The 14,987-nt window shown below is 57.1% G+C and carries 10 protein-coding genes; 7 read left to right on the top strand and 3 right to left on the bottom strand.

The annotated features are described in order from the left end of the window. Window positions 1-117: 117 nt before the first annotated feature. Entirely contained in the window at window positions 118-1,620 is a 1,503-nt protein-coding gene (locus OXR61_RS18010; RefSeq protein ID WP_021506723.1) for a helicase HerA-like C-terminal domain-containing protein, read from the top strand. 23 nt (window positions 1,621-1,643) lie between these two features. Next, window positions 1,644-2,921, top strand: a complete 1,278-nt coding sequence (locus tag OXR61_RS18005) for a DUF445 domain-containing protein (protein ID WP_021506722.1) — start codon at window positions 1,644-1,646, stop codon at window positions 2,919-2,921. Between the two features lie 133 nt (window positions 2,922-3,054). On the opposite strand, the gene lptG is transcribed toward OXR61_RS18005, so the two are convergent. Then, window positions 3,055-4,131 (bottom strand): LPS export ABC transporter permease LptG, encoded by a 1,077-nt coding sequence (gene lptG / locus OXR61_RS18000; protein ID WP_021506721.1) that lies wholly within the window; start codon window positions 4,129-4,131, stop codon window positions 3,055-3,057. Continuing rightward, the gene (gene lptF / locus OXR61_RS17995; RefSeq protein WP_031279533.1) at window positions 4,131-5,231 is read right to left on the bottom strand and encodes an LPS export ABC transporter permease LptF; all 1,101 of its coding nucleotides are present in this window, start codon (window positions 5,229-5,231) and stop codon (window positions 4,131-4,133) included. The genes lptG and lptF overlap by 1 nt, the downstream gene beginning before the upstream one ends. 267 nt (window positions 5,232-5,498) lie before the next feature. On the opposite strand from lptF, the gene pepA reads away from it, so the two are divergent. From pepA to OXR61_RS17975, 4 genes are all read left to right on the top strand, one after another. Beyond that, complete coding sequence (gene pepA, locus OXR61_RS17990) at window positions 5,499-7,010, top strand: leucyl aminopeptidase (RefSeq protein WP_021506719.1); 1,512 nt, start codon at window positions 5,499-5,501, stop codon at window positions 7,008-7,010. 261 nt (window positions 7,011-7,271) lie between these two features. Continuing rightward, entirely contained in the window at window positions 7,272-7,730 is a 459-nt protein-coding gene (locus OXR61_RS17985; protein WP_021506718.1) for a DNA polymerase III subunit chi, read from the top strand. A gap of 5 nt (window positions 7,731-7,735) precedes the next feature. Next, window positions 7,736-10,591 carry a valine--tRNA ligase gene (locus tag OXR61_RS17980; RefSeq protein WP_021506717.1) on the top strand — a complete coding sequence of 952 codons (2,856 nt, stop codon included), beginning with the start codon at window positions 7,736-7,738 and terminating at the stop codon, window positions 10,589-10,591. 66 nt (window positions 10,592-10,657) lie between these two features. After that, window positions 10,658-11,161, top strand: coding sequence for a GNAT family N-acetyltransferase (locus OXR61_RS17975; protein ID WP_031279531.1), 504 nt, complete (start codon window positions 10,658-10,660; stop codon window positions 11,159-11,161). 12 nt (window positions 11,162-11,173) lie between these two features. Here the strand turns inward: OXR61_RS17975 and OXR61_RS17970 are convergent, their stop codons facing one another. Beyond that, the gene (locus OXR61_RS17970; protein WP_021506715.1) at window positions 11,174-12,604 is read right to left on the bottom strand and encodes a PLP-dependent aminotransferase family protein; all 1,431 of its coding nucleotides are present in this window, start codon (window positions 12,602-12,604) and stop codon (window positions 11,174-11,176) included. A gap of 207 nt (window positions 12,605-12,811) precedes the next feature. Here OXR61_RS17970 and OXR61_RS17965 point away from each other — a divergent pair, with 207 nt between their 5' ends. Then, on the top strand, window positions 12,812-14,899 hold the full coding sequence (locus tag OXR61_RS17965; protein WP_021506714.1) for an Ig-like domain-containing protein: 2,088 nt from the start codon (window positions 12,812-12,814) through the stop codon (window positions 14,897-14,899). The last annotated feature ends 88 nt before the right edge of the window (window positions 14,900-14,987 follow it).

The raw sequence follows: 14,987 nt of genomic DNA, 5'->3' as shown, positions 1-14,987 counted from the left end.
CGATCGCGCGGGCAGCAAACGGAACTCCCCTTATTTTTCACCCAAATATCCCTCTCTCTCCCGCGCACCGCTTGCTATTCTTTGAGTCATTACGCAATGCCGGAGAGCGCAAACATCATGACTACCCCACTGCTGATCGCCCAGACGCCTGACCTTCAACTGCATCTGCTGCCCGCCATGGCTAACCGTCACGGACTGATAACCGGCGCGACCGGCACCGGTAAAACCGTGACGCTGCAAAAGCTGGCAGAATCCTTCTCCGCCATCGGCGTGCCGGTGTTTATGGCCGATGTCAAAGGCGATCTTTCCGGCATTGCGGCCGCAGGCGACGGCTCGGAAAAGCTGCTGGCGCGGCTGGCGAAGATTGGCGTCACCGACTGGCAGGCGCAGAAAAATCCGGTGATGCTGTGGGATATCTTCGGCCAGCAGGGCCATCCGGTGCGCGCAACGGTGTCCGATCTCGGCCCGCTGCTGCTGGCGCGGCTACTCAGCCTCAACGAGGTGCAGTCCGGCGTGCTGCAAATTATCTTCCGTATCGCCGACGATCAGGGCCTGCTGCTGCTGGACTTCAAAGATTTGCGCGCCATGACGCAATATATCGGTGATAACGCCAAAGCATTTCAGACGCAGTACGGCAATATCAGCAGCGCCTCGGTGGGCGCCATTCAGCGCGGCCTGCTGGCGCTGGAGCAGCAAGGGGCTGAACACTTCTTTGGCGAGCCAATGCTGGATATCCGTGACTGGATGCGCTGCGACGCTGATGGCAAAGGCTTCATCAATATCCTGGCAGCGGAAAAGCTTTATCAGCAGCCGAAACTCTACGCCACCAGCCTGCTGTGGCTGCTGGCGGAACTGTATGAACAGCTGCCGGAAGCCGGCGATCTGGACAAACCAAAGATGGTGTTCTTCTTTGACGAAGCGCATCTGCTGTTTAACGACGCGCCGCCGGTGCTGCTGGAGAAAGTGGAACAGGTAATTCGCCTGATTCGCTCGAAAGGCGTTGGCGTGTACTTTGTCACGCAGAATCCGGCGGACATTCCGGATAATGTGCTCGGTCAGCTGGGTAACCGCGTGCAGCATGCGCTGCGTGCCTTCACGCCGAAAGACCAGAAAGCGGTGAAAAGCGCCGCCGAAACCATGCGCGCCAACCCGGCGTTTAATACCGTGGAGGCGATTCAGGCGCTGGGCACCGGCGAGGCGTTGATCTCTTTCCTCGATGAGAAAGGCAGTCCGTCGATGGTGCAGCGCGCCATGGTGATCGCGCCGGGCTCGCGCATGGGGCCGGCCACTCCTGATGAACGCAACAGCCTGATCAACCATTCGCCGCTGTACGGTAAATACGACAGTGCCGTCGATCGCGAATCGGCGTTCGAAATGTTACAGCAAGGCTTACAGGCCGCGCCGCAGCAGGCCGATGCGCCGCCCAGCAAAGGCAATAGCGTGGCGGTGGATGACGGCATTCTGGGTGGGCTGAAAGAGATTCTGTTTGGCAGCACCGGGCCGCGCGGCGGCAAGCGCGACGGCGTAGTGCAGAGCGTGGCGAAAAGCGCGGCGCGCCAGGTGACCAATCAGATCATCCGCGGCGTACTGGGCAGTCTGCTCGGTGGACGCCGCCGTTAATCGCCCTCTGCTATGATCGTGATATGGATAAATATCAACAATTAAAACGGAGCAAGCGTCTGGCCCTGTCGCTGCTGCTGATTGCCGCCGCGACCTTTGTCGTGACGCTGTTTCTGCCGCCCACGTTCTGGGTGCTGGGGCTGAAGGCGATTGCCGAAGCGGCGATGGTCGGTGCGCTGGCCGACTGGTTTGCGGTGGTGGCGCTGTTTCGTCGCGTGCCGGTACCGTTCATCTCGCGCCATACGGCAATCATTCCACGCAACAAAGATCGCATCGGCGAGAATCTTGGCCGCTTCGTGCAGGAGAAGTTTCTCGATACCGATTCGCTGCTGGCACTGATTCGCCGCCACGATCCGTCACAGCTGCTGGCGCAGTGGCTCAATACGCCGGGCAACGCCGATCGCATTGGTCGCCATCTGCTGCAGGTGATGCGCGGTTTCCTCGATCTTACTGACGATCAGCGTATTCAGCGCTTTTTGCGCCGCGCGGTGCATCGCGCACTGGATAAGGTCGATCTGACCCAGTCCAGCGCGCTGCTGCTGGACAGCCTGACCAAAAACAATCGCCACCAGGAGCTGCTGGACGCTGCTGTGCAACAACTGCTGCGTCTGCTGCACAAACCCGGCACGCGCGAGTTTATCGCGCTGCAGATTGTGCGCTGGCTGAAACGCGAACATCCGATCAAAGCCAAAGTGCTGCCGACCGAATGGCTGGGCGAACACAGCGCCGAGCTGGTCGCCAACGCGGTGGATTCGATTCTGGATGAAGTGGCGCGCGACCAGGGCCACGAATTCCGCCTCGGTTTTAACCGTGCGGTACAGCGCCTGATAGAGCGACTGAAAAGCGATCCGGAGATGGCCGAACGGGCTGAGACCATCAAATACTGGCTGAAAGAGGATGAGTCGTTTAACCGTTATATCGGCGAGCTGTGGCAGGACCTGCGCCGCTGGCTGAAGAGCGACCTCAATAGTGACGATTCGCGCGTGCAGGAGCGGGTGCGGCTGGCGGCGCTGTGGCTGGGCGAAACGCTGGCCGCCGATGAAGCACTGCGTACCTCAATGAATCAGCATCTGGAGGACGCTGCGCGTAGCGTTGCGCCGGAGTTTGCGGCGTTTCTCACCCGCCATATCAGCGATACGGTGAAAAGCTGGGATGCGCGCGAAATGTCGCAACAGATTGAGCTGAACATTGGTCGTGATTTGCAGTTTATCCGCATCAACGGCACGCTGGTGGGCGGTACCATTGGCCTGGTGCTGTTTTTGCTGTCGCAGCTGCCGGGTTGGCTGCAGACGTTGCGCTAACGGTGCGGGCATCGACCTGGTTACCATGAATAAAAAGGTCGCCATGTATAAAAAAGGTCGCCATGAATGGCGACCCTACGGTAACGGTGCGGGAATGACAGGGGCGTCCTGAATCGCGCCCCTGCAACCCTCACTACCGCCGTTTCAGCAACAGGTACAAACTGATGGCGAAGAACGCGCCGCTTGGCAGAATCGCGCCCAGCACCGGCGGTAAACCGTACACCAGACTCAGTGGCCCGAAGATCTGATCCAGCACGTAGAACAGGAAGCCAAAGCTAATGCCGGTGACCACGCGCACGCCCATCGATACGCTACGCAGCGGACCAAAGATAAACGACAGCGCCATCAGCATCATCACCGCCACCGACAGCGGCTGGAAGATTTTGCCCCACATATTCAGCAGATAGCGCCCGGATTCCTGGCCGCTCTGTTTGAGATATTTGCTGTAGTTATACAGACCGCTGATCGACAGCGCGTCCGGGTCCAGCGCCACCACGCCCAGCTTGTCTGGCGTCAGATTGGTTTTCCATTCACCGCTCAGGCTCTGTGAACCGGTAATCTGCTTCGGATCTTTCAGGTCCGACTCATCCACCTGCGACAGCTCCCACAGTTTACGATCTTTATTCCAGACCGCGGTGGCGGCATAGCGCACGCTCAGCAGACGCCGCTGGTCAGTAAAGCGATAGATACTGACGCCGTCGATCTCGTTGTCGCCTTTAATGCGCTCAATGTAGATAAAATCGTTGCCGTCTTTCGCCCACAGGCCGTTTTGCGTCGAAACCAGCGAGCCGCCGTACAGCTGCTGCGCCCGGTAGTTACGCGCCATCTGCTCGCCCTGCGGGGCGACAAACTCGCCCACCGCCATGGTCAGCAGCACCAGCGGAATCGCGGTTTTCATTACCGCCAGCGCCACCTGCAGACGGGTAAAGCCGGAGGCCTGCATCACCACCAGTTCGCTGCGCTGCGCCAGCGTGCCCAGCCCCAGCAGCGCGCCCAGCAGCGCCGCCATCGGGAAGAAGATCTCGATATCTTTCGGCACGCTGAGCAGCGTATAGTAACCGGCATCCAGCGCGGTATACGCGCCCTGCCCGGTTTTACGCAGCTGATCGACGAACTTAATGATGCCCGACAGCGACACCAGCATGAACAACGTCATCATGATGGTGTTAAAGATAGTTTTGCCGATATAGCGGTCAAGGACCTTAAACATCACACGGATCCTCCACGGCTAAAGCGCGCGCGGAAACGGCGCATCGGCACGGTATCCCATACGTTAAGCGCCACCGCCAGCGCCAGATACGCCAGGTTGACCACCCACATCCAGATCGCCGGATCAAACCGGCCTTTCGCCGCGTTGGAGCGCAGCGAGCTCTGCAGCAGGAAGAAGATCAGGTAGAGCAGCATTGCCGGCAGCATCGACAGCACGCGGCCCTGGCGCGGGTTAACCACGCTGAGCGGCACCACCATCAGCGCCATCACCAGCACAGCGAACACCAGCGTCAGACGCCAGTGCAGCTCCGCCTGGAACTGCGGCGTTTTGGTTTTTATCAGCGTGCTGATATCGGCCTGATCGGCATCGTTAGGATCGAGCACCGCCTCTTTATACCCCACCAGCGCCTGATAATTGACGAAGTCGGTAATACGGAAGTCACGCAGCAGCGCCGTGCCTTCAAAGCGCGTGCCTTTGTCCAGCGTCACGGTCTGCGAGCCATCTTTGTGCTGCTCCATGTGACCGCTGTCGGCCAGCACCACCGAAGGCCGTGCATTGCCCTTCGGTCGCAGCTGCGCCAGGAACACGCTGCCGAATTTGTTGCCCTTCACGTCTTCGACGAACAGCACGGTATTACCGTCGCTGGAGGTCTGGAATTGCCCCGCCGCCAGCGCCGCCGCTCCCGGGTTGGCTTTGGCATTTTGTGTCACTTCATCCTGATAGCGCGAGGACCACGGGCCAAGCCAGATCACGTTGACCGCCGCCACCAGCGAGGTGAACAGCATCAGGATCATCGCCGCTTTAATCAGGACGCCTTTACCCAGCCCGCAGGCGTGCATCACCGTAATTTCACTTTCGGTGTACAGCCGCCCAAGGGTCATTAAAATCGCCAGAAACAAGCTTAGGGGCAGGATAAGTTGTGCCATTTCAGGCACGCCAAGTCCTAACAATGTCAGAACCAGATTTGTTGGGATTTCGCCATCCACCGCCGCACCCAAAATCCTGACTAACTTCTGGCAAAAGAAGATAAGTAGCAGGATGAACAGGATAGCCAGCTGGCTTTTGAGCGTTTCCCGAACCAGATATCTAATGATGATCACGCTTAGTACGCCTGTGAAAACTTGTCTTTTTGCAGGAAAATCGCTAGTTTCAACGCTTATCAGCCATTTTTCTTCATCAATGGCCGTCATGGTAGCTAAAATAGTATGACGAACGCGTTAGGGTGGTGAAAAAACAACACATTGTCACCCCACTCATTATGGCCGCCGGCGTTAAATTGTCATGGCGTCGCAACAAATTAATGGGTTACGAACGCGCTACATTCTAACGACAGCTAAGGCCGTTGTCTTTAAGATTCAGGAGAGTGCATGGAGTTCAGTGTAAAAAGCGGTAGCCCGGAAAAACAGCGCAGCGCCTGCATTGTGGTTGGCGTTTTCGAACCGCGTCGTCTGTCACCGATTGCCGAGCAGCTGGATAAGATCAGCGATGGCTACATCAGCGCGCTGCTGCGCCGCGGTGAGCTGGAGGGCAAAGTGGGCCAGACGCTGCTGCTGCACCATGTGCCAAATATCCTGTCCGAACGTATCCTGCTGATCGGCTGTGGTAAAGAGCGTGAGCTGGATGAGCGCCAGTACAAACAGGTGATTCAGAAAACCATCAATACCCTGAACGACACAGGTTCAATGGAAGCGGTGTGCTTCCTGACCGAACTGCACGTTAAAGGGCGCAATACCTACTGGAAAGTGCGCCAGGCGGTAGAAACCTCTAAAGAGGCGCTGTACAACTTCGACCAGCTGAAAAGCAACAAAGTTGAGCCGCGCCGTCCGCTGCGCAAGCTGGTGTTCAACGTGCCGACCCGCCGTGAGCTGACCAGCGGTGAGCGCGCTATTCAGCACGGTCTGGCCGTTGCCGCCGGCGTCAAAGCGGCGAAAGACCTGAGCAATATGCCGCCGAATATTTGTAACGCCGCGTATCTGGCGTCGCAGGCACGTCAGCTGGCCGATGCGTACAGCAAAAACGTTACCACCCGCGTGATTGGCGAACAGCAGATGAAAGAGCTGGGCATGAACGCCTATCTGGCGGTCGGTGCCGGTTCGCACAATGAGTCGCTGATGTCGGTGATTGAGTACAAAGGCAGCAGCGACGCCGATGCGCGCCCTATCGTGCTGGTAGGTAAAGGGCTGACCTTTGACTCCGGCGGCATCTCCATCAAGCCTGCCGAGGCGATGGATGAGATGAAATATGACATGTGCGGCGCGGCGTCGGTGTACGGCGTGATGCGCATGGTGGCGGAGCTGAATCTGCCGCTGAACGTGGTCGGCGTGCTGGTGGGCTGTGAAAACATGCCGGACGGACGCGCGATGCGTCCGGGCGACGTGCTGACCACTATGTCTGGCCAGACGGTTGAAGTGCTGAATACCGATGCCGAGGGCCGCCTGGTGCTGTGCGATGCGCTGACCTACGTCGAGCGCTTCGATCCGGAAGTGGTGATTGACGTCGCTACCCTGACCGGCGCCTGCGTGATCGCGCTGGGCCATCACGTCAGCGGGTTGATGTCGAACCACAATCCGCTGGCGCACGAGCTGATCAGCGCGTCAGAGCAGTCGGGCGACCGCGCGTGGCGTCTGCCGATGGCCGATGAGTATCAGGAGCAGCTGGAATCCAACTTTGCCGATATGGCCAACATCGGTGGCCGGCCGGGCGGCGCAATTACCGCCGCCTGCTTCCTGGCACGCTTTGCGCGCAAGTTTAACTGGGCGCACCTGGATATCGCCGGCACCGCCTGGCGCTCCGGTAAAGCCAAAGGCGCGACCGGCCGTCCGGTGCCACTGCTGTCGCAGTTCCTGCTGAACCGCGCTGGCCTGAACGGCGACGATTAAGAGCCGGGGCGAATGCTGCAACGGTACGTATGAATGCGTTTGACGCCGTGCGGCCATTGGAACGGTGCGCATGAATGCGCACCCTACGGGTGTGATGATACGTATCACTGCGCACCCTACGGTGTAGGGTTGCCGTTCACGGCGACCTGATTATCAGCCGCACGGTTTGTAAGGTCGCCATTGATGGCGACCTTATTATTGGACGCCGCAATCTTACTGTCGCACAATGCGCCCCACTGTCATTGATGGAAATAACCTGCCATGAAAAACGCCACCTTCTTCGTCATGGAGTCTGAAAGCGCCAGCGACGGCTTAAGCGCCATCGAAGCGCTGGTGTGCGATTTGGCCGCCAGCCGCTGGCGAGACGGTAAGCGCATCCTGATTGCCTGCGAAGATGAACAGCAGGCCAATCGGCTGGATGAAGCACTGTGGCAGCGTCCGGCCAACGCCTTTGTGCCGCACAACCTGGCCGGCGAAGGCCCGCGCTACGGCGCGCCGGTTGAGCTGGCCTGGCCGCAGCGACGCGGCAGTGCGCCGCGCGATCTGCTGATCAGCCTGCTGCCGCAGTTTGCAGATTTTGCTACCGGTTTCCATGAAGTGATAGACTTCGTACCTTATGAAGAATCCCTGAAACAACTGGCGCGTGACCGCTATAAAGCGTATCGCAGCGTTGGTTTCCAATTGAATACGGCGACGCCACCCCCGCCGCAAACGACATAGCAGATATGGAAAAGACATATAACCCGCAAGATATCGAGCAGCCGCTCTACGAGCACTGGGAACAGCAGGGCTACTTCAAACCGAATGGCGATACCAGCCAGGAAAGCTTTTGCATCATGATCCCGCCGCCGAACGTCACCGGTAGCTTGCATATGGGTCACGCCTTCCAGCAAACCATCATGGATACCATGATCCGCTACCAGCGCATGCAGGGTAAAAACACCCTGTGGCAGGCAGGTACGGACCACGCCGGTATCGCCACCCAGATGGTGGTTGAGCGCAAGATCGCCGCTGAAGAGGGCAAAACGCGTCAGGATTACGGTCGTGACGCCTTTATCGAAAAAATCTGGCAGTGGAAGGCTGAATCCGGCGGCACCATCACCCGTCAGATGCGTCGCCTTGGCAACTCGGTTGACTGGGAGCGCGAGCGCTTCACCATGGATGAAGGCCTGTCCAACGCGGTGAAAGAAGTCTTCGTCCGTCTGTACAAAGAAAACCTGATTTACCGTGGCAAGCGCCTGGTGAACTGGGACCCGAAACTGCGCACGGCGATCTCTGATCTCGAAGTGGAAAACCGCGAGAGCAAAGGCTCAATGTGGCACATTCGCTATCCGCTGGCGGACGGCGTGAAAACTGCCGAAGGCAAAGATTACCTGGTGGTGGCCACCACCCGTCCGGAAACCCTGCTGGGCGATACCGGCGTGGCGGTCAACCCGGAAGATCCGCGTTATAAAGATCTGATCGGCAAAGAAGTGATCCTGCCGCTGGTGAACCGTCGTATTCCGATCGTCGGCGACGAACACGCCGATATGGAGAAAGGCACCGGCTGCGTGAAGATCACCCCGGCGCACGACTTCAACGACTACGAAGTGGGCCGTCGTCACAAGCTGCCGATGATCAACATCCTGACCTTTGATGGCGACATCCGCGAGCGTGCGGAAGTGTTCGACACCAACGGTGAAGTCAGCGATGCCTGTTCCGATGAAATTCCGCCGCAGTTCCAGAAGATGGAGCGTTTTGCCGCGCGTAAAGCGATTGTTGCGGCGGTTGACGAGCTCGGCCTGCTCGACGAAATCAAACCACACGATCTGACGGTGCCGTACGGCGACCGCGGCGGCGTGGTGATCGAGCCGATGCTGACCGATCAGTGGTACGTGCGCACGGCCCCGCTGGCGAAAGTCGCGGTGGAAGCGGTAGAAAACGGCGACATTCAGTTTGTGCCGAAGCAGTACGAAAACATGTACTTCTCGTGGATGCGCGACATCCAGGACTGGTGCATCTCGCGTCAGCTGTGGTGGGGTCACCGCATTCCGGCCTGGTACGACAACAACGGTAACGTCTATGTCGGACGCAGCGAAGAAGAAGTGCGTCAGGAAAACAATCTGGCCGCCGACGTGACGCTGCGCCAGGATGACGACGTGCTTGATACCTGGTTCTCTTCCGGCCTGTGGACATTCTCTACGCTGGGCTGGCCGGAGAATACCGAAGCGCTGCGCACCTTCCATCCTACCAGCGTGCTGGTGAGCGGCTTCGACATCATCTTCTTCTGGATTGCGCGCATGATCATGCTGACCATGCACTTCATCAAAGATGAGAACGGCAAGCCGCAGGTTCCGTTTAAAACCGTCTACATGACTGGTTTGATCCGCGATGAAGAAGGCCAGAAGATGTCCAAGTCGAAAGGCAACGTCATCGATCCGCTGGATATGGTGGACGGCATTTCGCTGGAAGATCTGCTGGAGAAACGCACCGGTAACATGATGCAGCCGCAGCTGGCTGAGAAGATTCGCAAACGCACCGAGAAGCAGTTCCCGGACGGTATCGTGCCTTCCGGCACCGATGCGCTGCGCTTCACCCTCGCCGCGCTGGCGTCCACCGGTCGTGACATCAACTGGGATATGAAGCGCCTGGAAGGCTACCGCAACTTCTGTAACAAGCTGTGGAACGCCAGCCGCTTCGTGCTGATGAACACCGAAGATCAGGATTGCGGCCAGAACGGCGGCGAGCTGAAGCTGTCACTGGCGGATCGCTGGATCCTGACGGAATTCAACAGCACCGTGAAAGCGTACCGTGAAGCGCTGGATAGCTATCGCTTTGATATCGCTGCCAACATTCTGTACGACTTCACCTGGAACCAGTTCTGTGACTGGTATCTGGAGCTGACCAAGCCGGTGATGAACAGCGGCAGCGAAGCGGAGCTGCGCGGCACGCGCAACACGCTGGTGACGGTGCTGGAAGCGTTGCTGCGCCTGGCGCATCCGATCATCCCGTTCATTACCGAGACCATCTGGCAGCGCGTGAAAGTGCTGAAGAGCATCGATCACGATACCATCATGCTGCAGCCGTTCCCGCAGTATGACGCGGCGAAGGAAGACGCGGAAGCGAAGGCCGATATCGAGTGGATGAAGCAGGCGATTGTGGCGGTGCGTAATATCCGTGCCGAAATGAACATCGCGCCAAGCAAGCCGCTCGACGTGCTGCTGCGCGACTGCTCGCCGGCGGCGCAGCGTCGTGTTGAAGAGAACCGCAACTTCCTGTCGCGCCTGGCGCGTCTGGAGAGCCTGACCATTCTGCCAGCCGGCGAGAAAGGTCCGGTCTCGGTGACCAAGATTGTTGATGGCGCAGAGCTGCTGATCCCGATGGCAGATCTGGTCAACAAGGAAGCCGAGCTGGAGCGTCTGGCAAAAGAGCTGGTGAAGCTGGATGTCGAGATCGAGAAGATTCAGACCAAACTGGCTAACGAAGGCTTTGTATCGCGCGCACCGGAAGCGGTGGTGGCGAAAGAGCGCGAGCGCGTAGCCGAGCTGGAGCAATCAAAAGCAAAACTGATTGAACAGCAGGGCGTGATTGCGGCATTGTAAGCGCTTCAGTCCTGACGCTTAATCGAAGCCGGGCACTGCCCGGCTTTTTTCTATCGGAAGATTATGATGACCACCGCCACGCCACTTAACCTGCAGGTGCGCCCGATTGTCGCCGCCGATAATCCGCGGATTGCGCAGGTGATCCGCGATGTCTCCGCCGAGTTTGGCCTGACGGCGGATAAAGGTTATACCGTGTCCGACCCGCAGCTCGATCGGTTGTTTGAGCTGTACAGTGCAGCGGACAGCGCTTACTGGATCGTGGAGCATGAGGGTCAGGTGGTCGGCGGCGGCGGCGTGGCACCGCTCGCCTGCAGCACACCGGATATCTGTGAGTTGCAGAAGATGTATTTCCTGCCGTCGGTGCGCGGGCTGGGTTTAGCGCGCGAACTGGCGCTGCGCGCAATGGATTTTGCCCGCCAGCGCGGGTTCCGGCGCTGCTACCTTGAGACCACCGGCAGCCTGACGCGCGCCATTAAGCTCTATCAGTCGCTGGGCTTTGAACAGATTGAGGACGCGATGGGCTGTACCGGCCACGTGGATTGCGAAGTGAGAATGCTGCGGGTGTTGTGAGGGAAAAACCACTCACTTCTCTACCGCAACGCCCTGCGCCAGCTGACCAATTAACGCTCCCAGCGTCTCCACCGCCGCCTCGGCGCGTGCATCCCATGGCCAGGCGGTGTTGAAGCGGAAGCAGTGGCTGAAACTCTCGCTGCTGGAAAACAGCTGGCCCGGCGCAATACTGATGCCCTGCTGCAGCGCCAGATGATACAGCTGCGTGGCGTTAATCTGCTCCGGCAAGGTAATCCACAAAAAGTAGCCTCCGGGCGTATCGCTGATGTGCGCCTCGGCGGGCAGCACGCGGCGCAGCGCCTGCTGTGCCAGCTGTTTGCGCTTCGCCAGCGTCTGACGCAGCTTTTTCAGATGCGTATCGTAGCTGCGGGTGCTGAGAAAATCCGCCAGCGCCAGCTGCATCGGCGCGCTGGTCGAGAGCGTACTCATCATCTGAATGCGCTGCACGCGCTGCGCATAGCGCCCCGCCGCGACCCAGCCCACGCGAAATCCCGCCACCAGATTTTTCGAAAAGCTGCCGCAGTGCAGCACGTAACCCTCGCGGTCGAACGCTCTGGCCGGCAACGGCTTATCGTGGCCGTGATACAGGTCGCTGTAGACGTCGTCCTCTATCATCGCCACCTGATAACGCGTCAGCAGTGCCACCAGCTGCTGTTTGCGCCCGGCGCTGAGGGTAAAGCCGAGCGGATTCTGCCGGTTGGTCATCAGCCAGCAGGCTTTCACCGGCCAGCGCTGCAGCGCCTGCTCCAGCTCATCCAGATCGATGCCCTGCTCCACATCGCTGGCGATAGCAATCGCGTTCAGCTTAAGCCGTTCAATCGCCTGCAACGCGCCATAGAAGGAAGGGTTCTCAATCACCACCCAGTCGCCCGGTTCGGTCACCGCCTGCAGGCTGAGGTTCAGCGCTTCCATCGCACCGTTAGTAATGACGATGTCATCCGGCGACAGCGTAATGCCCTGCTGCGCATAACGCTGGGCGAGGATTTTTCGCAGCGCTTCATTACCGGGCGGCAGATTATTCAGGGCATCGGTGGGTTTAAGATTGTGCGAGACCTTCACCAGCGAGCGCATCAGCTGGCGCTGGGGAAACAGTTCCGGATCGGGGAAAGCAGAACCAAACGGCATGATGGCCGGATCGCGCGTCGCCTGCAGCACGTCAAACACGAAGCTGTTGGTATCGGCCTGATCGGTTTTAGCGATTGCCTGGGTTGGCAAACGCGGACGGCTCTCCGCCGCGCGCGGTGCCACGTAATAGCCCGACTGCGGCTTCGACACAATCCAGCCCTGGCTCTCCAGCACTTCGTAAGCGTGCATCACCGTCATCAGGCTTAACCCGCTCTGCTCCGCCTGCTGGCGCAGCGACGGCAGCTTTTCACCCGGCGGCCAGATGCGTGCTTCGATTTGCGTACGTAGCTGATCTACCAGCTGCTGGTATTTGGCCATGGCTCCATTCCCTGCGACCTGCGTGCGCGCCAGTATAGCCTGCCAGCCATTGCTGCGGCTAAAAATCCGTGTCCTTTTCCCCGCGCGCCGCCAGTTTTCCTTCAAGACCGTTCTCGTTGGGAGAATTATCCGATCAACTAATAATCGCCGCCTGTCGTTTGATTTGGACAGTTTCACCAGGACGTTAATTATTAAGCAGGAATAATCATGAGCACAGCACTCACCAACGCAAAACAACTCTGGACCACCGATCCGCAACGCACCTTTAGCGGCTCCGCGCCATCAGAAGCCGGCGGCATCATGGAAATTGTGATGGACAGTACCGTCTATACCGTCTCCATTGCCGCTAATGGCAGCTGGAGCTGGCAGCCGCCGTTTCCGCTGGCTGAAGGCCCGCACAACCTTTCCGTGCGTACCATTGACCGCGCCGGCAACGTCGGTGCGCCATCGCTGTTTATCGTAAACGTCGACCTTACCGCACCGGACCAGCCGCTGATTATTGGTGCAGGAGATGATTTCGGCGATAAAACCGGTCTGGTCAGCTCCGGCCAGCAGACCGATGATCGTACGCCAACCCTGAAAGGCGTGGCCGAGCCGGACAGCATCGTTCGCCTGTACAACAAGCAGGACCAGCTGATTGGCAGTGTTAAAGCCAGCAGCAATGGCTACTGGGAAATTACCCCAACGCTGGCTGACGGTGAGCATTCGTTGTATGTGACGGCTACCGATGGGCGTGGCTACGAGAGCGAGGCGTCAAATAAATTTATTCTTAACATTGCCGATGAGTACCGAGCTCCAGATAAAGTTGAAATTATTCAGGCTGTGGATGATGCAGGTAATTCAAAAGGGGAGCTTAAATCTGGCGATGTGACCGACGATACAACTCCAATATTACGCGGTACCGGAATACCCGGCGCGATTATTGAGATTCAGTACCGCACATCTGGTGGGAATTGGAAAGCAGCGGGTAACGCCACAGTTGACGCCAACGGTCAATGGCAGATTGAATCTCCACAGTTAGAAAGCAATATAACCATATCCTATCAAGCGCGCGAGATTAATAGTATCGAACACGGTGAATGGTCTGAAGTTTTCACGTTAAACATTCAACCTGAAGTACCGGTAATTGTGGGTGCACTTGATGATTTATCCCCCTCTGGCGGTCTGATACAACACGGTGGTTTTACAGATGATTTAACGCCGATATTGAAAGGTACGGGTTCACCGGGACAAATTATTACTATTGAGTATGGCCAGTTTGGTGATCCATGGATAGCAGGCGGCACAGCGGTTGTAGATAAAGATGGTAACTGGTCATGGCAATCGCCAAAACTGAAAGAACAGACAGGCTGGGAGTTTCGCGCCAGTAACGCAAATCAACCTGGCACAACAAAATGGAGTAATACTCTTTCAATTAACGTAACAGCGTCCGGAAAAGAATCACCAGGCTATTTATGGGATTTTAATGATGGAACATTGCAAGGATGGAAAGCTGCGGGTAGTTATAGCCAATCAGGAGAGCTGACAGTAAAAAAATGGAGTGGCAACGCAACAAATCAGTTGGGTAGTATGACGAATGGTATCCACAACGAATACAATGGAGAAGTCGCTTACCGTACTATCATTGTGGAAAAAGGGAAAACTTATGAGGTTTCTTTTGATGCCCTTCAACATACATCAGGAGGTAATTACAAATCAAAACTGGGAATGAGCATTGATGGAAAATCGGTCATTCCGGAAACACTTCAAAAAACAAGCTGGACACATTACACAGGCTATTACACGGCAACCGAAACAACAAAAGTCAAGGTGGCTATTACCAATGGTACCGCGAGTACAAATGGTAACGATTTCGCGATAGACAACATCGGCATTAAACCTGTCGAAGAAAAAACAGACAATCACCTTGCCGATATGAAAACCAGTAACGAGGTAATTAGCTTGGGTGATGAACAAAGTAGTTTCGATTTAGCTAACCTGCTGACTGAAAAAGGGTCAGTTAATACCAGTAACATGTCTGACAAAATCGATAACGATTTGCTGGTCGATGTAAAAACTATTCTTCAGCATGGCGAGATGAATTTATTTATAGAAAACGGTAATACCCAGATGAAAGTCAATGGTGATATCGGGGATGTCGTTAAGCTAAAAGATCTAATGCCCGATTCACAAGATAGCGTTAGCTGGATACAACAAAATGGTAACGTCACCCTTGCTGGCATTCATTACAGCGTCTATAACCACGGCGATGCTGAGCTACTGGTGCAGGAAGGGGTGAAAGTCGAGCTCGTGTAAGTTTTTTCTCCTTCTTTTTAGGTGAGTTTGAGGTAAAAGCCGTGGCAGGGATGCTGCGGCTTTTTTTGTTGGGTTGGGTGCGGTCTGG

Origin of the sequence: Pantoea sp. GM_Pan_4 (assembly GCF_026541005.1) — a bacterium.
Taxonomy (GTDB): domain Bacteria; phylum Pseudomonadota; class Gammaproteobacteria; order Enterobacterales; family Enterobacteriaceae; genus Pantoea; species Pantoea dispersa.
This window is presented reverse-complemented; position numbering and strand designations above follow the sequence as displayed.